Source organism: Dermabacter sp. p3-SID358 (genome assembly GCF_025147465.1).
In the GTDB taxonomy this organism is placed as follows: Bacteria; Actinomycetota; Actinomycetes; order Actinomycetales; family Dermabacteraceae; genus Dermabacter.
The window spans coordinates 37,780-58,830 of record NZ_JALXOZ010000016.1 but is presented as its reverse complement, the minus strand read 5'-3'; the positions used below and the strand labels follow the sequence as shown (position 1 = coordinate 58,830).

19 protein-coding genes and 1 tRNA gene are annotated in these 21,051 nt (G+C 65.1%); 12 read left to right on the top strand and 8 right to left on the bottom strand.

Going from position 1 to position 21,051, the window contains the following annotated elements; translation table 11 throughout:
- Positions 1–121 precede the first annotated feature (121 nt).
- A tRNA-Ala gene (locus M3B90_RS08015) sits at positions 122–194 on the bottom strand.
- 120 nt (positions 195–314) lie between these two features.
- Here M3B90_RS08015 and M3B90_RS08010 point away from each other — a divergent pair.
- Complete coding sequence (locus M3B90_RS08010) at positions 315–1,697, top strand: MATE family efflux transporter (RefSeq protein ID WP_259889697.1); 1,383 nt, start codon at positions 315–317, stop codon at positions 1,695–1,697.
- A gap of 18 nt (positions 1,698–1,715) precedes the next feature.
- Here M3B90_RS08010 and manA read toward each other — a convergent pair whose 3' ends face one another.
- Positions 1,716–2,924: a mannose-6-phosphate isomerase, class I gene (gene manA / locus M3B90_RS08005; protein WP_259889694.1), complete on the bottom strand. Its 1,209-nt coding sequence runs from the start codon at positions 2,922–2,924 to the stop codon at positions 1,716–1,718.
- 94 nt (positions 2,925–3,018) lie between these two features.
- On the opposite strand from manA, the gene M3B90_RS08000 reads away from it, so the two are divergent.
- Together M3B90_RS08000 and M3B90_RS07995 are read left to right on the top strand one after the other, a co-directional pair.
- Complete coding sequence (locus M3B90_RS08000; protein WP_259889692.1) at positions 3,019–4,020, top strand: LysR family transcriptional regulator; 1,002 nt, start codon at positions 3,019–3,021, stop codon at positions 4,018–4,020.
- Positions 4,017–4,511 carry a hypothetical protein gene (locus tag M3B90_RS07995; protein ID WP_259889689.1) on the top strand — a complete coding sequence of 165 codons (495 nt, stop codon included), beginning with the start codon at positions 4,017–4,019 and terminating at the stop codon, positions 4,509–4,511. The genes M3B90_RS08000 and M3B90_RS07995 overlap by 4 nt, the downstream gene beginning before the upstream one ends.
- Here the strand turns inward: M3B90_RS07995 and M3B90_RS07990 are convergent.
- A complete protein-coding gene (locus M3B90_RS07990; RefSeq protein WP_259889686.1) occupies positions 4,508–5,332 on the bottom strand; it encodes an alpha/beta hydrolase family protein in 825 nt (274 codons plus the stop codon). The genes M3B90_RS07995 and M3B90_RS07990 overlap by 4 nt on opposite strands.
- A 161-nt stretch (positions 5,333–5,493) precedes the next feature.
- On the opposite strand from M3B90_RS07990, the gene M3B90_RS07985 reads away from it, so the two are divergent.
- Genes M3B90_RS07985 through M3B90_RS07975 form a run of 3 tightly spaced genes read left to right on the top strand, consistent with a single transcriptional unit; the run spans position 5,494 to position 9,698 of the window.
- Positions 5,494–5,886, top strand: a complete 393-nt coding sequence (locus tag M3B90_RS07985; protein WP_259889683.1) for a hypothetical protein — start codon at positions 5,494–5,496, stop codon at positions 5,884–5,886.
- A 48-nt stretch (positions 5,887–5,934) separates the two neighbouring features.
- The gene (locus M3B90_RS07980; protein ID WP_259889680.1) at positions 5,935–7,896 is read left to right on the top strand and encodes an ABC transporter ATP-binding protein; all 1,962 of its coding nucleotides are present in this window, start codon (positions 5,935–5,937) and stop codon (positions 7,894–7,896) included.
- Complete coding sequence (locus M3B90_RS07975) at positions 7,893–9,698, top strand: ABC transporter ATP-binding protein (RefSeq protein WP_259889677.1); 1,806 nt, start codon at positions 7,893–7,895, stop codon at positions 9,696–9,698. The genes M3B90_RS07980 and M3B90_RS07975 overlap by 4 nt, the downstream gene beginning before the upstream one ends.
- Here the strand turns inward: M3B90_RS07975 and M3B90_RS07970 are convergent.
- Together M3B90_RS07970 and M3B90_RS07965 are read right to left on the bottom strand one after the other, a co-directional pair.
- Positions 9,695–9,817, bottom strand: coding sequence for a hypothetical protein (locus tag M3B90_RS07970; protein ID WP_259889675.1), 123 nt, complete (start codon positions 9,815–9,817; stop codon positions 9,695–9,697). The genes M3B90_RS07975 and M3B90_RS07970 overlap by 4 nt on opposite strands.
- The gene (locus M3B90_RS07965) at positions 9,798–10,985 is read right to left on the bottom strand and encodes a glycerate kinase (RefSeq protein ID WP_259889672.1); all 1,188 of its coding nucleotides are present in this window, start codon (positions 10,983–10,985) and stop codon (positions 9,798–9,800) included. Before M3B90_RS07965 ends, M3B90_RS07970 begins: the two co-directional genes overlap by 20 nt.
- Before the next feature lie 107 nt (positions 10,986–11,092).
- On the opposite strand from M3B90_RS07965, the gene M3B90_RS07960 reads away from it, so the two are divergent.
- From M3B90_RS07960 to nhaA (M3B90_RS07950), 3 genes are all read left to right on the top strand, one after another.
- Complete coding sequence (locus M3B90_RS07960; protein WP_259889670.1) at positions 11,093–12,433, top strand: M20/M25/M40 family metallo-hydrolase; 1,341 nt, start codon at positions 11,093–11,095, stop codon at positions 12,431–12,433.
- A 54-nt stretch (positions 12,434–12,487) separates the two neighbouring features.
- On the top strand, positions 12,488–13,870 hold the full coding sequence (nhaA, locus tag M3B90_RS07955) for a Na+/H+ antiporter NhaA (RefSeq protein ID WP_259889669.1): 1,383 nt from the start codon (positions 12,488–12,490) through the stop codon (positions 13,868–13,870).
- A gap of 104 nt (positions 13,871–13,974) precedes the next feature.
- On the top strand, positions 13,975–15,318 hold the full coding sequence (nhaA, locus tag M3B90_RS07950) for a Na+/H+ antiporter NhaA (RefSeq protein ID WP_259889667.1): 1,344 nt from the start codon (positions 13,975–13,977) through the stop codon (positions 15,316–15,318).
- A gap of 3 nt (positions 15,319–15,321) precedes the next feature.
- Here nhaA (M3B90_RS07950) and M3B90_RS07945 read toward each other — a convergent pair whose 3' ends face one another.
- Positions 15,322–16,959, bottom strand: coding sequence for an LssY C-terminal domain-containing protein (locus M3B90_RS07945; RefSeq protein ID WP_259889665.1), 1,638 nt, complete (start codon positions 16,957–16,959; stop codon positions 15,322–15,324).
- 99 nt (positions 16,960–17,058) lie between these two features.
- Between M3B90_RS07945 and M3B90_RS07940 the strand changes: the two genes are divergently transcribed.
- The 3 genes from M3B90_RS07940 to M3B90_RS07930 all read left to right on the top strand — a co-directional run bounded on the left by M3B90_RS07940 (position 17,059) and on the right by M3B90_RS07930 (position 19,386).
- Complete coding sequence (locus M3B90_RS07940; RefSeq protein WP_259889663.1) at positions 17,059–17,934, top strand: aldo/keto reductase; 876 nt, start codon at positions 17,059–17,061, stop codon at positions 17,932–17,934.
- A gap of 59 nt (positions 17,935–17,993) precedes the next feature.
- Entirely contained in the window at positions 17,994–18,833 is an 840-nt protein-coding gene (locus tag M3B90_RS07935; protein ID WP_259889662.1) for an aldo/keto reductase, read from the top strand.
- Between the two features lie 115 nt (positions 18,834–18,948).
- The gene (locus tag M3B90_RS07930; protein ID WP_259889660.1) at positions 18,949–19,386 is read left to right on the top strand and encodes a hypothetical protein; all 438 of its coding nucleotides are present in this window, start codon (positions 18,949–18,951) and stop codon (positions 19,384–19,386) included.
- A 134-nt stretch (positions 19,387–19,520) separates the two neighbouring features.
- On the opposite strand, the gene M3B90_RS07925 is transcribed toward M3B90_RS07930, so the two are convergent.
- Together M3B90_RS07925 and M3B90_RS07920 are read right to left on the bottom strand one after the other, a co-directional pair.
- Positions 19,521–20,279 carry a rhomboid family intramembrane serine protease gene (locus M3B90_RS07925; RefSeq protein ID WP_259889659.1) on the bottom strand — a complete coding sequence of 253 codons (759 nt, stop codon included), beginning with the start codon at positions 20,277–20,279 and terminating at the stop codon, positions 19,521–19,523.
- Between the two features lie 204 nt (positions 20,280–20,483).
- On the bottom strand, positions 20,484–21,020 hold the full coding sequence (locus tag M3B90_RS07920; protein WP_259889657.1) for a peptidylprolyl isomerase: 537 nt from the start codon (positions 21,018–21,020) through the stop codon (positions 20,484–20,486).
- Between the last annotated feature and the right edge of the window lie 31 nt (positions 21,021–21,051).

Here is a 21,051-nt window from a genome sequence, read left to right as displayed (position 1 = left end):
TGACCCACCACTTCGCCCCAAATGAACAAAACCGGCACCCCAGAATAAAAACAACTGGGATGCCGGTCCGTCCAGCATGTCGCGACTCATGCGTCAAGCATGACGCGACTCATGACATACGTGGAGCTAAGGGGAATCGAACCCCTGACCTTTTCATTGCGAACGAAACGCTCTACCAACTGAGCTATAGCCCCTGAACCGGATCCACTTTACCGCACGAAGCAGCGCTCATCGAATCGAGGCCGTGACTTCCTCGTCACGTTTGGTGCGCCTGACCCTCGAGCGCGCATCGACCGGCACCGTAGCATCGACGCGTGAGTTCTTCTGCCCCCGCCGATTCGCCTCAGCCCCGAACCGATGCGCGCGCAATCCTTGCCCTTGCGATTCCGGCACTCGGCGCGCTCGTAGCCGAGCCACTCTTCATTCTCGTGGATTCGGCGTTCGTGGGGCACGTGTCCACGGCAGCTCTTGCCGGCCTCTCGATCGCCTCGACGATCCTCACCACAGTCGTGGGTCTCGCGATCTTCCTCGCGTACTCCACGACCGCGGCGGTCGCGCGGGCCGTAGGCGCGGGTGACCTCACGAAAGCGCTCACGAAGGGCATCGACGCTACGTGGCTCGCCGCCCTCATTGGGCTCGCGTGCGCGCTCGTGCTGGGCTTCGGTGCGGACGTCGTGATCGGGCTCTTCGGGCCGCGTGCCGAAGTCGCCCACGAGGCGGCCACCTACCTGCGCATTTCCGCTGCGAGCCTCCCTGCGATGCTCATGATCCAGGCGGCTCTTGGCCTCGTGCGCGGCCTTCAGGACACGCGCATCACGCTCATCATCGCGGCCGTGGGGGCAGCGCTCAACGTCCCCATCAACTGGGCCCTCATTTTCGGCCTCAACCTCGGCATCGCAGGCTCCGCGATCGGCACGCTCATCTGCCAGTGGGGGATGGCGCTGTGGTACATCGGGATTATCGTGCGCGGGGCCCGACGCCACTCGGTGAGCCTCGCCCCTAACTTCTCGGGCGTGAACTCGGCGTGGCGGGAGGGTCGTTGGCTCTTCATTCGCTCAGTCACCATGCGCATCGTGCTCCTCACGGCAACGGCAATCGCCATCAAGCTCGGCGAAGTCACGCTCGCCGCGCATCAACTCATGAACTCCGTTTTCTCCCTCACGGCGCTCGCCCTCGATTCCCTCGCGATCGCGGCGCAAGCCCTCACGGGTAAGCATCTCGGCGCTGGCGACCGCAAGAGCGTCGAGTCCGTGACGCGCACGCTTGTGCGCTGGTCTTTCGTCGGCGGGATCGCCGTCGCCGCCGTGCTCCTTCTCGCGTCGTTCGTGCTCCCCCAGGTGTTTACGCCCGATCCCGCGGTGCAGCGCTCGCTCACGTGGGCGCTCGTTGTGCTGCTCATCGCGCAGCCGCTCGCGGGCTACGTGTTCGTGCTCGACGGGGTCTACATGGGTGCGGGCGACGCCCGCTATCTCGGGCTCGCCGGGCTCGTCACGATGGGGGCATACCTCCCGTTTGCCCTGGGACTCTGGTGGGTGTCCGACGCCGGCCTGCTTCCCGCCGATTCCCCGTTCGCACTGGCACTTCTGTGGGCCATCTTCACGTTCGTGTTCCTGGCCTCGCGCGCCGCGACGCTCTGGTGGCGCGGCCGAAGTGACGCGTGGATGCACCTCGACGAACACGAGAGCGCCGCAGCGTAGGCGAGCGTCGGAACTGACCTACGGGACGCTCGCCTGCACGAGCCGCCCCTGCCCCCGCACGGTGAGCGGGCCCTCCGCTGCGGCGATAAAGACGGCCTCGCCCCGCTCAAGCGTGTCCACTCCCGCCGACGTTTCGAGGGTGAGCGGCCCCTCGATGCACAACACGATGCGCGGGCCAGTGCCCACGAGCGTGCGAGCCGCCGCGTCCGCGTTCGCCCCGCCCGTCTCGCTCGTGAACGTTGAGAGCTCGAAGTCGTCGATCGGCGCGAAGTAGGCGCTCGTGGCGTCGCTCAGGCGCTCGGGCGCGATGCGGATCGGCGGGGCGGCGGTCACGGAGACGCACTGGAGGAGTTCGTCGGCGTCGACCTTCTTGGGGGTGATGCCGGCGCGCAGCACGTTGTCGCTCGAGGCCATGATCTCGACCGCGAACCCGCTCAGGTAGGAGTGGAGCGCGCCCGCCGGGACAAACATTGCCTCGCCCGGCTTGAGTGACACGGGATTGAGGAGAAGCGTTGCAGCAACACCCGGGTCGCCGGGGTACTTCTCATTCAGAAGCGCGACGGCGCGGTCGATGCGAGGCGAGGGCGACGTGCGTGCATGAAGGCGCGCGGCGCACTCGTCTGCGAGCGCGATGATCTCGCTCGAATCGGGGCGCATCGCGGGCGCGACGAGCATGCGAAACGCCGCGCGCATCCCGTGCGCGCTCGGCTGGGTCTCGAGCAGGGTGAGCATGCGCTTAGCGAGCGGCGTCTCGAGGTTCTCAAGCATCGAGGCGGCTTTGCGGGGCGTGCGGAAGCCACACAGCGCCTCGAATGGTTCGAGGGCGAGGACCATCTCGGGTTTGTGGTTCGCATCGCGATAGTTTCGCTCGGGCGAATCGAGCGCGAGGCCCGCGGCGTTTTCGGCAGCGAAGCATTCGCGAGCGTGCTCGCGCGTGGGGTGCACCTGGAGCGAGAGCGGCTCTTTCGGGGCGATGAGCTTGATGAGGAACGGCAAAGTGTTTCCGAAGGCGCGCGTGACGGGCTCGCCGAGCATGCTCTCGGGGTGAGCGGCAATCGCATCGTTGAGGGCCTCGCCGCCCTCTTTGAGGGTGGCGGGAGCGAGCGGGTGGGCGCCGAACCAGAGTTCCGCCCACGGTTTTCCGTCGGCTGCAGTCGAGAGGAATTCGGGGAGGAGCGTGGGCGAGCCCCACGCATAGTGCTGGAGATAGCCGTCGAGTCGCCGCATCCGGTGCCTCCCGAGTCAGGGTGTTACGAGGATCAATCCTAGACGTACCCCGCACCCCATAAGAAACCCTTTGGAGGCCTGTAGACTTTAGCGTATGGATCCTCGCAGACTCGTGATCTTCAACAGGGTGGTCACCAAAGGCTCGATCGGCGCCGCCGCGCGCGAACTTGGATGGACCCAACCCGCCGTTTCCCAGCACATCGCCGCACTCGAGAAAGATACGGGCATGCAGCTCGTGGTGCGCGGCTCGGGAGGAGTGGCTCCCACGGAGGCCGGTGCGCGCCTCGCCGTGCACGCCGCCGCGATCGCAGCGAACCTCAAGGCCGCGGAGACGGAGATGAACGACCTCGCCGCCCTCAAAAAGGGTCTCGTGCGCTGCGCCGCCTTCCCTTCGGCCGCCGCGATGCTCCTTCCTCCCACGCTTGCACGCATGGACAAGGATTACCCGGGGATCGAGCTCGGTTTCACCGAATGCGAGCCGCCCGCAGCACTCGAAGGCGTGCGCGGCAATAGCTTCGATGTCGCGATGATCTTCCGCTACTCGCAAACGCCGCCCGAGGAGCACGAAGCCCTCGAGTGGACGCCGATCCTCGCCGACCCGGTGCGCCTCATTCTCCCGAAGAGCCACCCTCTTGCGACGCGCGAGGACATCTCGATGAAGGATCTAAGCGGCGAGGCGTGGGTTGCCGGCTGCGATCGATGCAGCGCGAACCTGCGCCACCACGCGCGCGTCGCGGGCTTCACGCCCGATATTCGGTACTGCACGGACGATTCGACGGTCGCCCAGCGCCTCGTCGGGCATAACACGGGCGTCGTCGCCCTTCTTCCCGAGATCGCGCTCGAGGCTTACCCGAACGACACGGTGGTGATCAAGGAAGTCAAGGAGCTCGACAACCGCGTGATCGGCATCGTGAATCGACCCGGCGCACTTAAGATCCCCGCGATCGCGGCGTTCGTGAACACGCTTCGCCACAACGCGAATGCGCATGGCTGCACACTCACGCACGCTCACGTGCACCTCGACACCGAAGACCTCGACAATCTCGACGCCCTGGCCGACATCGAGAACAACGCACGCGAGGAGAAGCAATCATGAGCACCCGCTCGAATCCGCCCGCGATCCGGCTATGGGCGCGCACCCTGCTCTTCCTCATCGTGGGCGCGATTGCCGCGGCGATTTGCGCCTACTACGAGTGGTGGATCACGATGACGATCATCCTCGTGCCCACGCTATTCTTCGCATGGTGGGTCTCCCCTGTTCGCAAGGGCCAGCACACCGCGTGGCTCGCGGCTCTCACGCACCGCGCCCCGGATCACGCAATCATCGTGTGGTCACCCGCCGATAAGCGCAGCGCACAAATCCAGGTGGGGCTTCAGCCCACCGACCCGCGTACGACGTGGGTCAACTACCACCACGACACCGAGGCGTGGGCGTTTGCGCAGCAAAACGACGGTTTCGCCGCGCTCCCGATCGCGCTCATTGGTGAACGAGTGCTCGTGAATGCGACGTCAGGGCAGGTGCTCGACGTGCTCGACAACAAAGGCTCCGCACGCACGGCAGAGCCCGGGGAAGCGCCCGAGCGCTAAATCCAGTCGAGGAAGCGACGCACATACTCGTCCCACACGGCCCATTCGTGGGCGCCGGGTGTGTATGTCACCTCATGCTCATGGCCCGCTTCCTCGAGCGTGCTCACGAATGCGCGCGTCTCCTCAAGCAGGAAATCCTCAGTTCCACATCCGATCCACAGCTTCGGAAGCGAGCCCGGTGCCGCCTCGCGGGCGAGTGCGTTCAGGTCATCGATCGCGGGGAACGTGCCCTGCTCAACGCCCTCGAAGAACGGCTCGTACACGGTTCCCGCCTCGGGCGTGAGGCCCTGGCCCCAAATGCGTGCGGGCATGCCGTAGCCGAACTCGGTATAGTCGCGCTGCGCGACCGCGAGCGCGCCCGAGAACGAACCCGCGGCGGCGAAGCGTTCGGGCTGGTTGAGGGCGAGTTTCATCGCGCCGAAGCCGCCCATCGAGAGGCCCGCGACGAACGTGTCTTCGCGCGCGGTGGAAATGCGGAAGGTCTGGTTAATGAGGGCGGGAAGCTCCTCACTCACGTATGTCCAGTACTTTTCACCGAGCACTTCATCGGCGTAGAACGAGCGGCGCACCTCGGGCATGATCACGCAGATGCCCTTCGCGGAGGCGTAGCGCTCGATGCTCGTGCGTCGAGTCCAGCCTGTGCAGTCGTCGCTCAGGCCGTGCAGGAGGTACAGCACGGGAACGCGCGGATCGCCGTTCTCGTCGAGATCGATGCCTCCCGCCATGCCGATCTGGCCGTCGGTTTGCTGCGGGTAAAGCACCACGGCGCTCGTGCCCATACCGAGCGCGGGCGAGTGAAAATCCATGCGTGAGTGAATCATGGCTCTAGCGTAGTCGCCCCTCCACATTCACGTTTATCCACATTTGACTAGGGGCGCTAGTCTTGAACGTCAAGGGGCTCTAGATTTAGCCTATGGTCAAGCCTGATAAGCATCGCGCGAACACTCGGTCCTCAAGCACCGAAAGAGTGGAGGTAGCACTCATGGCGGCTTCGTCATTTCACGTCCTTGCTCGCCGCGAAGGTCGATGGTGGGTCGTCGAGATTCCGGCCCTCGATATCGCAACTCAAACCCGAAATCTCAAGGATGCCCGCGCCGTCGCGACCGAGGCCATTGGCCTTTACCTCGATGTCGACGAGTCAAAAGTGATCGTCGATCTCTCGATCCAGCTTCCGCGCGACGTGAGCTCGACATGGCAAAAAGCCCGCGACCTTGAGGAAGAGTCTCGAAAGACCTCCGCCGAGGCGGCCCGTCTCTCACGCGCTGCCGTCCGCACCTTGCGTGCAAGCGGCATGAGCCAACGCGACGCCGCGGAAGCGCTCGGCCTTTCGTATCAGCGCATCGCGCAGCTCGAGAAACAGTCTGCTTCCACCTAGTGAAACAGCCCACATAAAACGGAAGCCGCCGGTACAATCGTGCAGGCCATGCAGAAAGATTCCGCGCCACCGCACACGCATCCGATGATCCGGCTGTGGAAGATCGTGCGGCCGATTCGCGGGCGGCTCGTGCTCGGTCTTCTGTGCGCGATTGGCAGCGCGGTGCTTGGCCTCATGATTCCGCAAGTGCTCGAGCGCCTCGTGAATTCCGACCTCGTCGAGGGCGGGACCGCGGCCGCGGTGTGGACGGCGGGCGCAACCGTACTCGCGCTCGGTATTTTCGAAGCGCTCTTGCTGTTCATGCGCCGCGTGTTCGCGCTCGTGCCCGCAACCGGAATCGAGCGCGACATGCGCACGGATCTCTACGACAAGATCCAGCACATGCCCGTCGCCTTCCACGATCGGTGGAGCTCCGGGCAGCTTCTCTCGCGCGCGATGAGCGACACGAACCTCATCCGGAGGTGGATCGCCTTTGGCATGATTATGGGCGTGACCACCGCGGTCACGACGATCGTGGGCATCATCCTGCTCATCCGCTCGAGCTGGATTCTCGCACTCGTGTTCATCGCGGCCGCCATCCCCATCGCGATTTTTTCGTTCCGCTTCAGCCGCCAGTTCTCAACTCTTTCGCGCCTCTCGCAGGATCAAAACGGCGATCTCGCGACCACGATCGAACAGTCGGTGCAGGGTATTCGCGTGCTCAAAGCCTTCGGTCGCGGCCCCACCGCGCTCGAGCAGTTCACTCACCAGGCCGACGAGCTGCGCGGCACCGAAGTCAAGAAAGCAACGGCGATCGCGCGCTTCGACATGCTCATGTACGGCCTCCCCGAGATCGCGACCTCGGTGAGTCTCTTGCTCGGCATCTACCTCACGGCGAACGGCCACATGAACCTCGGCCAGTTGAGCGCCTACTTCGTGACCGCCGTGCTCGTCACGGGCCCCGTGCGCATGCTCGGCCAACTCTTCGGCATGCTCATCAACACGAACACGGCTCTCGACCGCTACTTCGAGGTCATGGATGCGGCCAACACGATCACCGATCCCGAAACACCGGCGACCACTCCAGCCACCACATTCGAAGGCCGCCTCACACTCAGAGACGTGCATTTCCGCTACGACGACTCCCCCGCGCATATGCCCGACCTCCTCGACGGCGCGAGCCTAGAGGTCGAGCCCGGCGAGACGATGGCGCTCGTGGGCATCACGGGCTCCGGCAAATCCACCTTGCTCCAGCTCGTGCCGCGCCTCTACGACGTCACAAGCGGGAAGATCACGATCGACGGCCACGACGTTCGCGACATCCCCCTCGACACCCTCCACCGGATCACGGCCTTCGCGTTCGAAGACGCCACCCTGTTCAGCGATTCCGTTCGCGACAACGTACTCCTTGGGGCACCCGGGTACGAAAGAACCGTCGGAACCGTGGAGTTTCCGAACAGGCTTTTTGGTTCCGACGGCGCCGTGCCCCCGCTGACCCGCACGTCCGCACGCAGTGCCGAGCTGGACGAGGCGCTCGAGCTCGCCCTCGATACGGCAAACGCACGCTATGCGTACGAGCTGCCAGACGGCGTGGAAACCCACATCGGCGAGGAGGGCATGAGCCTTTCGGGCGGGCAGCGCCAGCGCCTTGCCCTCGCGCGCGCGATTGCGGCGAAGCCCACGGTGCTGCTCCTCGACGATCCCCTCTCCGCGCTCGATACGAAAACGGAAGAGCGCGTGACCGAGCGGCTGCGCGAGGTTCTTTCACGCACGACCACGCTCATCGTCGCTCACCGCACATCAACGGTCGCGCTCGCGGATCGCGTGGCGCTTCTCGAGGATGGCCGGATCACGGCCGTGGGCACGCACACCGAGCTCATGGCCTCGAGCGAGCGCTACCGCTACGTGATCGCCAATCAGGAAGAAGAGGCACGCGGCAACCGCAATCTCACGCGCGTCGCGACGGAAACGGGAAGTCTCGAGGTTGCCGAGATCCGCGCCGCGGCCGACGAGAAAGGAGGTGCGCGATGAGCCAAGCGGTCGAAGAAGAGAACGACGAGTTCACGAAGGAAGAAAATCGCGCCTCGCGCAAGCGTTCGCTCGCGCTCCTTCAAGAGCTTCTCGCACCCGAAAAAGCCTCGATCGCGCTCGTCGCGGTCATGGTGGTCCTCGCGCAGGCCGCGGTCGTCGCAGGGCCCGCGATCCTCGCGTGGGGCATCGACCACGGGCTCCCCGCCCTCATCGACGGCAACGCTCTGCCCGCACTCGGCGCCGCGGGGCTCCACGCGGCGTGCGCGATCATTGCCGCGGCCCTCACGTTTGGCTTTACGCGCCAGTCTTCCGTGATCGGGCAGAGGCTCCTTCTCGACCTGCGCCGCCGCGTTTTCCGGCACACGCAGCGTCTCTCCCTCGAGTTCCACGAGCGCTATACGTCTGGGCGCATCGTTTCACGCCAAACGTCCGACATGGAGGCGCTGCGCGAGCTTCTCGAATTCGGCGTACCCATTCTCATCGGCTCGAGTCTGTCGATGGTCCTCACGGCCGGGTCGATCGTCGCGATGGACTGGCCCACGGGCCTCATCATGCTCGTACTGCTCATCCCGTGCATCGCGCTGACCGTGTGGTTCCAGGTGCGCTCGCGCATCGCCTATCGCGGAATGCGCACCCACTCGGCGGCGCTCATCGTGCAGTTTGTCGAGGCGATGAACGGCATCCGCGCCGTGAAAGCTTTCCGCAAGGAGGAATCGAACTCGACCGAATACCGCGCGCTCGCCGAGAACTATCGCCGCGCAACCCTCAACTCGATCTCCGTGTTCGGCATCTACCAGCCGGCCCTGCGCCTCCTCGCCAACGTCACGGTCGCCTCAGTTCTCGTCGTGGGCGGTTTCCGCGTGCTCTCGGGGGACTTGAGCGTGGGCGTTCTCCTCGCGCTCGTGCTGTATGCGAGGCGCTTCTTCCAGCCGGTCGACGAGATCGCGAACTTCTACAACTCCTTCCAGTCGGCAACGGCCGCACTCGAGAAGATCAGCGCGCTTTTGTGGGAGGTTCCGACGGTTGCCGACCCGGATACTGCGCACGCACAATCCATCGCGAGCGGCCGGGGAAGGATCGAATTCACGGGGGCCGAGTTTCGCTATAGCGCCGAGGGCCCGCTTGTGCTCAAGCCCCTCAACCTCGCGATTCCCGCGGGTCAAACCGTTGCCCTCGTGGGGCAAACCGGCGCGGGCAAGTCGACGATCGCGAAGCTCGTCTCGCGGTTCTACGACGTCACGGAGGGCAAGGTCGAACTCGACGGGGTCGACCTTCGCCATCTCACGAGCGAAGAACTCACGCGCAACGTCGTCATGGTGACGCAAGAGGCGTATCTGTTCAGCGGCACCGTCGCCGACAACATCGAGCTCGGCCGGCCTGGCGCGAGCCGCGAAGAAATCGTCCGCGCGGCGAAGGCGATCGGGGCACACGAATTCATCGAGGCGCTCCCCTACGGCTACGACACGGACGTGAGCAAGCGCGGCGGCCGCGTCTCCGCGGGTCAGCGACAGCTCATTTCGTTCGCGAGGGCGTTCCTCGCGAATCCCAATGTGCTCATTCTCGACGAGGCCACGAGCTCACTCGACCTCCCGAGCGAGCGCCTCGTGCAAGAAGGTCTCACGAGGCTTCTCGGCAATCGCACGGCGATTATCATCGCCCACCGTCTCTCGACCGTCATGATCGCCGATCGCGTTCTCGTGCTCCACGACGGCGTCGTGGTGGAAGACGACACTCCCGCGACGCTCATCGAGCAGGGAGGCTGCTTCGCCGCCCTTTACAAGGCGTGGCAGGATTCGCTCTAGGGTTCCTCGGCTTCACTCGCGCCTTCACCTAACCGCTCTAGTACTTCCGTGTAGCGCTCAAGGCCGAAGGCTGCTGCGTCGCTCACGATGCGCTCGTGTTCAGCCTGATTCGTCGCCATGAACTGCTCCTTTTCCTAGTTCCATGAGCCGCATCGAGGTTGCCGTTGCGCGCTCGAGGTTGCGCGGGCCGTCCTTGAGGGCCTCGTCGAGGGTCGCAACGCCCTGCACGATCGGCACGAGCGCGCTCACACCATGAGCGTAAAGCACCTCGGCGCCGTCGCCTAGACGTCCCGCGAGCGCGAGGCATGGCACGCCGTGGCTTTTCGCGAGGGCAGCGACTCCCGCGGGGGCTTTGCCGCTCAGTGTCTGCGCATCGATCGAGCCCTCGCCCGTGATCACGAGGTCGGCATCCGCAATCGCACCCTCGAGGTTCACCGTGCGCGCCACGAGGTCGAAGCCCGGCTCGAAGTGTGCTCCGAGGAACGTCGCGAGGGCCCAGCCGAGCCCGCCCGCGGCACCGGCACCGGCTTCCGTCGCGTGGGCACGGGCGTCAAGGGCGGGGTCCGACGCTTCCGCAGCCTCCACGAGCTCCTCGAGATATCGGTCGAGTTCGGCCACCATCGCGGGGTTCGCGCCCTTTTGCGGCCCGAACACGGCGCTCGCGCCGTTCGACCCGAGCAGCGGGTTCGTGACGTCGCACGCGACTTCGATGCGCACGCGCTGCAGCCGCGGATCGAGCCCGCTCGTATCGATGCGGGCGAGCCTGCCCGCAAGAGAAGAGGAATCGGGGCTCAGTGAGGAGCCGTCGGAATCGTAAAAACGCACGCCGAGCGCGTGGAGCAACCCCGCGCCGCCATCGTTGGTCGCGGAGCCGCCGATGCCGAGGAGGATCCGGCCTCCGTTGCCGACATGGTCGAGAGCGTGCGAGAGGAGCTCGCCCACGCCGCGCGTGCTCGCATGCCACGGGTCGCGTTCATTGGGGGCGACGTGCATGAGCCCCGCGGCGCTCGCCATCTCAACAACGGCGGTGCGAGGCGCGGCGCCCGGGGCGAGAGCGAACTCGGCCCGCACGGGGCGACCGAGGGCGTCGGCAACGCTCACCGAATGGAGGGCGGCCTCGAGCGCGGAAGAGAGGGACTCGGTGAAGCCCTCACCACCGTCGGAAACCGGAACGACAGCGCATTCGGCGTGCGGGACCACGGCACGCACCCCGCGCGCGATCGCCTCGGCGGCGTCCCTTGCGCTCATCGACTCCTTAAATGAATCGGGCGCGATCACAACCTTCACGGCGAGCCTCCCTGCTCTCGTGGGTGAGCCACGCGTTTCTCGACAGCTCTCTCACAGTGAACCTACCGGCTCTCCCGTAGAAACCGTCAAGGGGGTACCGTGGAAACATGTCCCAGACCTTCAATCCCGATCCAACTCTGCCCTCGAGCCCCCGCGAGATCCTCGACGCACTCGTGCGGATCGACAGCACCTCCCACACCGGGAACCTCGAGACGATCGAGCTGCTGCAGCGGATCTTTGAGAGCAAGGGCGTCACGACCCATGTGTTCCGCGAAGACGACGGGCTTGACGCGAACCTCGTCGCCGTGTTCCCCGCGAAGGGGGAAAGCGCGGGTGAAAGCACCGATCGCAAGGCCAAGGACGTGCTCGGCGAGGACTACGGCACGGGACGCGGCGGCGTGAACCGACTCGACGGCGAAAGCGCGCCCCAGACCGCTCCGAGCACCGAGCGCCGCGGCATCCTCATCGCGGGCCACACCGACTGCGTGCCCGTCACGGGCCAGAACTGGGTGAGCGATCCCTTCGAGCCCACCGAGCGCGACGGGAAACTCTACGGGCGCGGCACGGCCGACATGAAAGGCTACCTCGCGACGTTCACCGCGCTCGCGGATCGGTTCCTCGCCGCCGACCTCACGGAGCCCGTGTACCTCGCGGCGACCTGGGACGAGGAGACGAGCTGCAACGGCGGCCGCGAACTCGTCAAGCAACTCGCGGCACTCGACATTGCGCCGCGCATCGCCTACGTGGGCGAGCCCACGATGATGGACGTCATCACCGCCCACAAGTCGATGAACTCCTTCGAGGCCGACTTCCGCGGCATCGCCGCCCACTCGAGCCTCCTCCCCCGCGGCCTCAACGCCAATCGCTACGCCGCGATGTTCACGACGTGGTTCCACGAGGAGATCATCGACCGCGGCGTTGCCGAGGGCCCGAACGATCCGGCATTCCTCGTTCCCCACATCACGGGCGGCGTTAACCGTTTTGATGGCGGCAACGCGATCAACACAGTCGGGGCGCACGCCCACCTCCTCTTCGAGTACCGCGCGCTTCCGAGCGACGACGCGATCGCGATCGCGCGGCGCATCCAGGCGAAGATCGCCGAGCTCGACGAGGAGATGAAGAAGGCGATTCCCGCCGATCCAGCCGACCCCGAGCAGGCGAAGGACGTCGGTGCGAGCCTCACGATCCGCACGCTCCTGTACCCGCTTGATTGCGGAACCGAAGGCGAGGCCGTGCAGCTCGCGCGTGAGCTCGGCGTGAACATCAGCCCTACAAAAGTCACCTACGGTACCGAGTCGGGCATCTACGAGGCCGCGGGCATGAGCGCCGTCGTGATCGGCCCCGGCGACATCGCCCAGGCGCACGGCGCGAACGAATACGTTGCCCTCGAGCAGCTCGAGAAGTGCGAGGCGTTCTTCCTCGCCCTCCTCGAACACCTGAGCGAATAAGGCCGCAGGCCACCCGAATCTTTAACGACGATCGATCCATTGGAGTAGTACGCAGTGAACAGCAAGCAGGCGTCGGAACACGACCTGCCCGCACCCAAGCCGGGCACCCCCAAGAAGATTCTTGAGCAGGGCACTTTTCGCGAATACAGCCGCGTGGAAGAGATTCTCACGAAGGAATCCGCGGGTGGCGTTGCCCTCGTGATCGCGACGATTCTCGCGCTCATCTGCGCGAACTCCCCGCTCGCCGACCTCTACTTCAACGTGCGCGACGCGCACCTGGGTTTTGACCTCGGCTGGCTCAATCTCAACCTTTCGGTTGCGCACTGGGCTGCCGACGGTCTCCTCGCGATCTTCTTCTTCCTCGTGGGTCTCGAACTCAAGCACGAGTTCGTGCGCGGCGACCTGCGTGACCCGAAACTTGCCCTCGTGCCGATGCTCGCCGCCGCCGGTGGCGTGGCCGTTCCCGCCATCATTTACACGCTCGTGAACCTCGCCGGCCCCGCCGCCTCGCATCACGGTTGGGCAATTCCCGCCGCGACCGACATCGCATTCGCCGTCGCAGTTCTTACGCTCATCGGCTCGAAACTCCCGGCAGCGCTGCGCACCTTCCTGCTCACACTCGCCGTGGTCGACGACCTCATCGCGATCCTCATCATCGCGATCTTCTACGCCGAGGAAACGAAGTTCCTCTACCTGCTCGCGGCGCTGCCCGTGATCGCGATCTACGCGATCGTGGCGTACAAGGCCGAGGCCATCTTCAAGAAGCACTACAGCGCCACGTGGCTCATCCTCCTGCCGCTCGCGATCATCACGTGGATCCTCTTTTACAACTCGGGCGTGCACGCGACCATCGCGGGCGTGGTGCTCGCGTTCTGCGTTCCCGTCCACGCGCGCAGCCCGTACGGCAAGCAGCACTCACTCGCCGAAACTCTCGAGCACAGGTTCCGCCCCTTCTCGACCGGCGTTGCCGTGCCCGTGTTCGCGTTCTTCAGCGCGGGCGTGGCCGTGGGCGGCCTGAGTGGTCTCTTCGACGCGTGGACCACGACCGTCGCCCTCGGCGTGATCGTGGGCCTCGTGCTCGGCAAGATGATCGGCATCACCGGCACGACATTCCTCGTCACGAAGCTCACGAAGGCCAACCTCGACGACGAGATCCGCTGGATCGACCTCATTGGCATGTCGGCCATCGCCGGCATCGGCTTCACCGTGTCACTTCTCGTTGCGGAGCTGAGCTTCGACCCCACGAGCGCCCTCGTGGAGGACGCGAAGATCGGCGTGCTCACCGCCTCGGTGCTCGCCGCGATCGTGGGCTCGATCATCCTCGTGCCCCGCAACAACCACTACAAGAAGATCGCCGAGCTCGAAACGCGCGACGAGAACCAGGACGGCGTGCCCGACGTGTTCTCCGACGACTCGGCACGCACACAGAAGCCATAACCTGTAGACTCGTTTTCGGTGTGCCGGGAAGTCTGGTCGGCACGGGCCGTGAGGTATTGACCGCGGCTCGTTGACATTACCCGCCGAGCCCCAAAGGACTCCCCATGACGAGCAACCACAAGAGCCGCAGCGAAACGATCCTCGCGCGCGGCACCTACCGCGAACTCACGCGCATCGAAAAGATCCTCACGACCGAGACGACGGGTGGCCTCATCCTCGTAGGCGCCACCGTTCTCGCGCTCATCCTCGCGAACTCCCCCGCCGCCGACGCGTACTTCTCGCTACGCGACATGCACGTCGGCTTCTCGACGAGCTGGCTCGACCTCGACCTCTCCCTCGCGCACTGGGCGGCCGACGGTCTCCTCGCGATCTTCTTCTTCCTCGTGGGGCTCGAGCTCAAGATGGAGCTCACGAAGGGCGACCTGCGCGATCCGCGCCGCGCCTTCGTACCCGTCGCGGCGGCCGTGGGCGGCGTTGCGCTCCCCGCCCTTCTCTACTTCGCGCTCAATGCTTCGAACCCCGAAACCCTTGGCGGCTGGGCGATTCCAGCCGCGACCGACATCGCGTTCGCGGTCGCGGTCCTCGCGATCGTCGGCTCCAAGCTCCCCGCCGCGCTGCGCACCTTCCTCCTGACCCTCGCGATCGTCGATGACCTCATCGCGATCACGATCATCGCCGTGTTCTACTCGAGCGACCTCAAACTCCACTACCTCGCGATCGCGCTGATCCCCCTCGCGCTCTACTGGCTCGTGGCCAACAAAGCCGAGGCGCTCTTCAAGAAGCACTACAGCGCCGCGTGGTTCGTGCTGCTCCCGCTCGGCCTCATCGTGTGGGCGCTGTTCTACAACTCCGGCATCCACGCGACGATCGCGGGCGTTGCGCTCGCGTTCATGATCCCCGTGAACCCCCTCTCGAAGTACGGCGAACGCTACTCGCTTGCCGAAACCTTTGAGCATCGCTTCCGCCCCCTCTCCTCGGGCGTTGCCGTGCCGATCTTCGCGTTCTTTAGCGCGGGCGTCGCCGTAGGCGGCATAAGCGGCCTCACCGAGGCGTGGACTTCCACGGTTGCGCTCGGCATCATCGTGGGTCTCGTTGCCGGCAAGATGCTCGGCATCGTGGGCACGACCTTCCTCGTGACGCGCCTTCGCGGCGCAAACCTCGACCCGGACATTAAGTGGCTCGACCTCCTCGGCGTCGCGGCTCTCGCGGGTATCGGCTTCACGGTGTCGCTCCTCGTGGCCGAGCTGAGCTTTGATGTTTCGGACCCGGCACATGACTGGGCGAAGGTCGGCGTGCTCACCGCCTCGGTGCTCGCCGCAATCGTGGGCGCCGCGATCCTCGCGCCGCGCAACGCTCGCTACGCGAGGATCGCCGAGCGAGAAAAGGTTGACGCGAACCGCGACGGCATCCCCGACGTGTTCTCCGACGACTCGGCGCGCGCGAAGTAGATCTCAAGCTTCGGGGGAACCGTCTTCGGCGGAATCGCCGCCGGGGTTCTTGCTCTCGCGCTCGGCGTAATACGCGATGCGGTCCGTGTGCACCCAAATACGCGCCGCATCCGACGTGAGCGTGAGAAGCGCGAGAGTGCTGAGTCCCACGCCGAGCAACTCGGTCGCGCTTGCCGCCCCCGCGGGCTCGAAGGCCGCGACGCTAATGCGCGCAAGCGAATCGAAGGCAAGAAGCGCCATGAGGCCGAGCCTCGCCCACCTGTTGCGCCCGAGCATGAACACGAAAAGCACGATTTGCCCCGCGACAAGCACGGTGAAGGTCGGGAGCGGAGCTTCGCCGAGCTGTTCGAAACCGAGGGTGCGCACGATGGCGTCGGCCTCCCCCGCGCCCGAGCCCTTCGCCCACACGAGCCCCCAGAGCCCGAGCACCGCAATCGTTTCGAGCGCAATCATGAGCCCCACGAAACCGATCGACGGGGGCGGAAGGTGGTGGTCGCCGAAATTGCGGATCGCCTGAAGAAAATCCTCGCGCGCCCCGTGCCAATCACGCTCAAGCGACTGCATGAGTTCACCGGGGCGGAGTGAGCGCCCGCGTAGATAGAAGATGCCGGTCGCGCGGTTGCGCGGTTGAATCACGGCGGTCGAACCAGTCGAGCGGGCCTCCGCACCCGTAACGTCGACGACGGGAAGGTGACCGTCGGTACGCAGCGGGTCACCGCCACCGTTCACGTGGTGGTACGACGTCGAATAGTCCTTGATGACGCCCACGGGAATCGCGTGATCGGCGTGCAAGAGGGTATCGACCACGTAGTTGCGCTCGACGTCGGTATTCTCATCGATCTTGTGCGTGACCTGGAGCGTGAAGCGCGAAAGCCCCACGCCGCGGTCGAACGTCGCCGCGGCAAGCCACGTTACGCGATGCCCGCCGGGCATGACCCACTTGTGCGGCACGCGCCAAAACCTGATGTGGTGACGCCTCAAAGTCGTTCCCCCCACCTCCTGCTGGTAGGCGAACTCATGGCGCCTCCCAAAAAGGAAGAGCGAACTCACGGGTGCCCTCGGGTACGAGCGCCGCAAAAGGAACGCGACCACCGTGCGGCGGGCGCTGTGCAGGGTGTTCTCCTCCGCGAGGACCCAGCCGGCCTTGCGCATCGCCACGTGGATGTCCTCAGCGCTCCCCTCGAAGGCGAGGTTGACGGGATCGCCGAGAAGGCCATCGGCCGTGCGCGTGCGTCCCATGAAGTAATCGGGAACGTACACGGCCGTGAGCGCCTGATGGAGTCGCGGCAGAGCCACGTAGGTGGACACGATCCAGAACACGAGCAGATTGATGAGTCGGCTCGGATTAGTCGTGAGGCCCTGGCGTAAAAACACGTACGCGAGCACGAGCGAGAGCACCGTCGCAAGCAGCACAAACACGGCATCGAGGCGAGGATAAATCTCGAGACGCGGGCGGTCATAGCTGTGGCCCGCCTCGTGATCGTATTCGGGATACGCGAGTGGAACCGGCCGCTTCCACTTCGCAAACCGGGTGCGCTTCGTGTGCGGTGGGCGGGGCACCACGCGCGGCTTCTCGGGAAGGGGAATGGGGTCCGACGATTGCCTCGCCTCCGCGCGTGCGCGCGCCCCGTAAGCCTCCATGCCGCTCATTGTACGGGCGCCGCCGCACAATCACGGTGATTCAGGGAGGGCCCGCTTGAGGTTTATAGGCTGGTGGAAGCTTTGAGGAAGAAGGATTCGATGACGCCCACGCGCGATTTCGCCACTGCAAGCCCCCTGCTCAAGCTGAACGACGGCAAGGAGATCCCCCAACTCGGCTTCGGGGTGTACAAAACTCCGAACGACGAGGTCGAAGCCGCAATCGAGTGCGCTTTCGAGGCCGGCTACCGCCACATCGACACCGCGAAGCTCTACGACAACGAAGAGGGGGTGGGGCGCGCCGTGCGCCGCTCGGGCCTCGATCGCTCCGATGTGTTCGTCACGACGAAGGTGTGGAACGACGACCACGGGCGCGAAAAAACGCGCCGAGCTTTCGAAGAGAGCCTCGAGCGGCTCGGCCTCGACTACGTGGACCTCTACCTCATCCATTGGCCCATGCCCATGAACGGACTCACGGTCGAAACCTGGGAGGAACTCATGAGGCTCCGCGAGGAGGGTCTCGCGACCTCGATCGGCGTCGCCAATTTCCCCGAGAAGCGCATCGACGAGCTCACGGCCGCGACCGGCGTGAGCCCCGTTCTCAACCAGATCGAGCTCAACCCCTACTTCGCGCAATCGGAGCTTCGCGAGGCGAACCGCGAGCGCGGCGTGCTCAGCCAGGCGTGGGCGCCGCTCCACCGCGGCAAGGGGCTTTTCGAGGAGCCGATCATCCGTGAGATCGCCGAACGACGCGAGGCGACCCCGGCGCAAGTGGTGCTCGCGTGGCACCTTGCCCTCGGCACGATCGCGATCCCGAAATCCGTCACGCCGAGCCGCATCCGCGAAAACTTCGCTGCCCTGAACATCCACCTCACGACCGAGGATGTGGAAGCCATCGCGACCCTCGATCGCGGCGAGGCAGGGCGCACCGGCTTCGATCCGGAAACGATGGTGCGAGGCCCGGGATACAAGGGCTAAGCGCCCCGCGCAGCAAGCAGACCAAAAATTGTGTGACCGCCAACCGTAAGGAGAAAACCATGGCCTTCGAGAGTCCACTCACAACCCTGAACGACGGGAAGCGGATCCCGCAGCTCGGCTTCGGCGTGTTCAAGGTGCCGAACGACGAGACCGCCGCCGCCGTCAAGGCCGCGATTGAGACCGGCTACCGCCACATCGACACCGCCGCCGTGTACGGCAACGAAGAGGGAGTGCGCCAGGGCATCGATGCCGCGGGCGTCGACCCAAAGGACCTCTTCATCACCACCAAACTGTGGAACGCGAACCAGGGCTACGACGAGACCATGCGCGCGTTCGACGAGTCGATGGGCAAGCTCGGCCTCGACGTTGTTGACCTCTACCTCATCCACTGGGCATGCCCGAGCTTCGGCCTCTACAACGACACGTGGAAGGCGTTCATCGAGCTCCAGAAGCAGGGCCGCATCACGTCGATCGGTGTCTCGAACTTCCCCGCGGAAAACCTCGAGGATCTCATCGAGAAGAGCGGAGTCACCCCGGTTCTCAACCAGATCGAGCTGCATCCCTACTTCAACCAAGCCGAGCTGCGTGTGGTGAACACGAAGTACGGCGTCGCAACAGAGGCATGGGGCCCGCTCGGCCAGGGCGGCGACGTTCTGAGCGATCCGACCCTCGACGCCATCGCGAAGGCCCATGACGCAAGCATCGCCCAGGTCATCCTCGCGTGGCACCGCCAACTCGGCACGATTGCGATCCCGAAGTCGGTCACGCCCTCGCGTATCGCTGAGAACTGGGAGTCGCTCGGTCTCACGCTCAGCGGCGAGGAGATCGAAAAGATCAACGCCCTTTCGCGTGCGGATGGCCGCGGCGGTCCGGACCCCGCCACGGCGGATTTCAAGTGAACCGTCGGAGGTGAAGTTTCCTTCCGTTGAGCGGAAGGTAACAAGTTCCCGAACACTGTGCGGAACCTGCCCGCGCCCTCTTCCATGGGGGCGTGGGCCTTCCTATTTTGGAGGCATGAGTGACGCACGCACCCTTTCACGCACCGACTTCACGTTCCGCGCACGCGGCTATTTCGCGCTCACGCAAGAAGACGCGTGGGACCGCATGACCCAGCAGTGGCTGCCCGCGTGGCTCGGCCTTACGTCGATCCCGCTCATGGTGGGTGGGCCACTCGTCAAGAACCCCGGTAAGAACCGCCAGATCATCGGCAAGGTGCTCGGCTCGGCGCTCGGTCACCGTATCCGCGTTGAGTACGACAGCCCGCTCGTGGATGCCCGCATCATCGTGCAGGCAACCCTCATGGAGGATGAGGGCGCGACCGTTCTCGAGCTCGATATTGAGCACGCACCGTCGCTCGAAGCACTCGAATCTCTCCGCGAGGCATGGAGCGAGCGTGTGGCCGCAGCCGAGGCTGAGGTTGCCCGCGAGCAGGAAGCGCACCGCGCCCGTTAAAGCTTCACCCCAACCGCATACGCGAACGCCCCGCCCGATTGGGCGGGGCATCGGTGCTGTTCACGCGTGAATGACACGAATGTAGTTCTCCCCAAACGTGGACAGCATTGTGGATAACTCTGTCGAGGGTGGGCTCAGGCGAGGTAGACCGTGGTCGCCGCGAACCACCACTTGACCGCACACGCGGCCAGCATGAGCACCGTGAGACCGGCGACAACGGCACCGTGGCGCATCGCCGACTTCTTGGCGAGCGCAACACGATCCACTCCGGGCTCGGCGGTGGGGCGCGTGGCGAAGAAAAGTCCGACGGTTGCCGCACCCGCAATGAGACCACCGAGATGGCCCTGCCACGAGATACCCGGGTAGAGGAAGCCGATTGCGAAGTTGAGCACGATGAGGATGAGCACCTGCGCGCTCTCGGATCCGAGCCGACGCTGGAGAATGAGCAGCGCACCGAACATGCCGAAAAGGCCGCCCGAGGCTCCCACCGTGCCCGTGAACCACGCCTCCGTACCGATGCTCGCCAGAAGCAGTACGGCGGTGTGCCCGCCAAACACGCTCACGAGGAACACCGCGAGGTATCGCCAGTGGCCGAGTGAACGCTCGAGGACCTGCCCCACGGCCCACAGGGCGTAGAGGTTGAGGCCCACGTGCGCGATACCCCCGTGGAGGAAACCGCTCGTGAGGAAAGTCCACGGCATCGCGAGCGAGCGGAAAGGTGCGAACATGAGCCACTCGGAAAGCGTGTGATCCAAACCGAGCATCTGGAGCGCGAATATCGCGACGCAGATCCCCATGATCGTGTATGTCACGATGGGAGCGCTCCGCACGGACTCGGCGCCCATGACTGTGCGCGGGGCACTCTGACGCTGGCTGCGTTCGGCCTCGCTCACGCAATCGACGCACTGGATCCCAACGGCGGCCCGGCGCTGGCATTCGACGCACGCGGGGCGGTCGCAGCGCTGACAGCGAATAAGAGAGGGCCGACCCGGATGTCGCGGGCACACGGCGGGCGTATTTTCCGGCTCGCGCGGGCTCGGACTCGGGTCGGCTCCTTTTCCGTAGCTTTGTGTCATCGACGTAGGGAGCCCTGCGCCTTAGTCTTCGATGCTCACCGAGTTGATGACGACATCCTCGAGAGGACGGTCACGCATGTCGGTGTCAACCTTGGCGATTTCGTCAACGACCTTCTTCGACTCGTCGTCCGCAACCTCACCGAACACGGTGTGTTTGCCGTGCAGGTACTGGGTGGGGGCAACGGTGATGAAGAACTGCGAGCCGTTGGTGCCCGAGGGGCGACCCGTAATGGCGTTCATGCGCTTGCCGGCATTCGCCATGGCGAGAACGTAGGGCTCGTTGAAGTTCTTCTCCGAGATTTCATCATCGAAGTTGTAGCCGGGGCCGCCCGTGCCTGTGCCGGTCGGGTCGCCGCCCTGGATCATGAAACCATCGATGATGCGGTGGAAAATCACGCCGTCGTAGTAGGGGCGCTTTTCCTTGTCGCCCGTCACTGGGTTCGTGAACTCGCGCTCGCCCTTCGCGAGCTCAACGAAGTTCGCGACGGTCTTGGGGGCGTGGTTTTCGAACAGTTCGAGGCGAATATCGCCGTGATTCGTATGAAGCGTTGCAAACATGCCTCGATCCTCCCACACCCTCGCTGAATGC

Coding starts and splice junctions, on each gene's coding strand:
- manA (WP_259889694.1), bottom strand. CDS start 2,924: ATGCGGCGACTCGACGGCTATCTCCAGCACTATGCGTGGGGCTCGCCC.
- M3B90_RS08000 (WP_259889692.1), top strand. CDS start 3,019: ATGGATCCTCGCAGACTCGTGATCTTCAACAGGGTGGTCACCAAAGGC.
- M3B90_RS07995 (WP_259889689.1), top strand. CDS start 4,017: ATGAGCACCCGCTCGAATCCGCCCGCGATCCGGCTATGGGCGCGCACC.
- M3B90_RS07990 (WP_259889686.1), bottom strand. CDS start 5,332: ATGATTCACTCACGCATGGATTTTCACTCGCCCGCGCTCGGTATGGGC.
- M3B90_RS07985 (WP_259889683.1), top strand. CDS start 5,494: ATGGCGGCTTCGTCATTTCACGTCCTTGCTCGCCGCGAAGGTCGATGG.
- M3B90_RS07980 (WP_259889680.1), top strand. CDS start 5,935: ATGCAGAAAGATTCCGCGCCACCGCACACGCATCCGATGATCCGGCTG.
- M3B90_RS07975 (WP_259889677.1), top strand. CDS start 7,893: ATGAGCCAAGCGGTCGAAGAAGAGAACGACGAGTTCACGAAGGAAGAA.
- M3B90_RS07970 (WP_259889675.1), bottom strand. CDS start 9,817: ATGGCGACGAATCAGGCTGAACACGAGCGCATCGTGAGCGACGCAGCA.
- M3B90_RS07960 (WP_259889670.1), top strand. CDS start 11,093: ATGTCCCAGACCTTCAATCCCGATCCAACTCTGCCCTCGAGCCCCCGC.
- nhaA (WP_259889667.1), top strand. CDS start 13,975: ATGACGAGCAACCACAAGAGCCGCAGCGAAACGATCCTCGCGCGCGGC.
- M3B90_RS07945 (WP_259889665.1), bottom strand. CDS start 16,959: ATGGAGGCTTACGGGGCGCGCGCACGCGCGGAGGCGAGGCAATCGTCG.
- M3B90_RS07940 (WP_259889663.1), top strand. CDS start 17,059: ATGACGCCCACGCGCGATTTCGCCACTGCAAGCCCCCTGCTCAAGCTG.
- M3B90_RS07935 (WP_259889662.1), top strand. CDS start 17,994: ATGGCCTTCGAGAGTCCACTCACAACCCTGAACGACGGGAAGCGGATC.
- M3B90_RS07930 (WP_259889660.1), top strand. CDS start 18,949: ATGAGTGACGCACGCACCCTTTCACGCACCGACTTCACGTTCCGCGCA.
- M3B90_RS07920 (WP_259889657.1), bottom strand. CDS start 21,020: ATGTTTGCAACGCTTCATACGAATCACGGCGATATTCGCCTCGAACTG.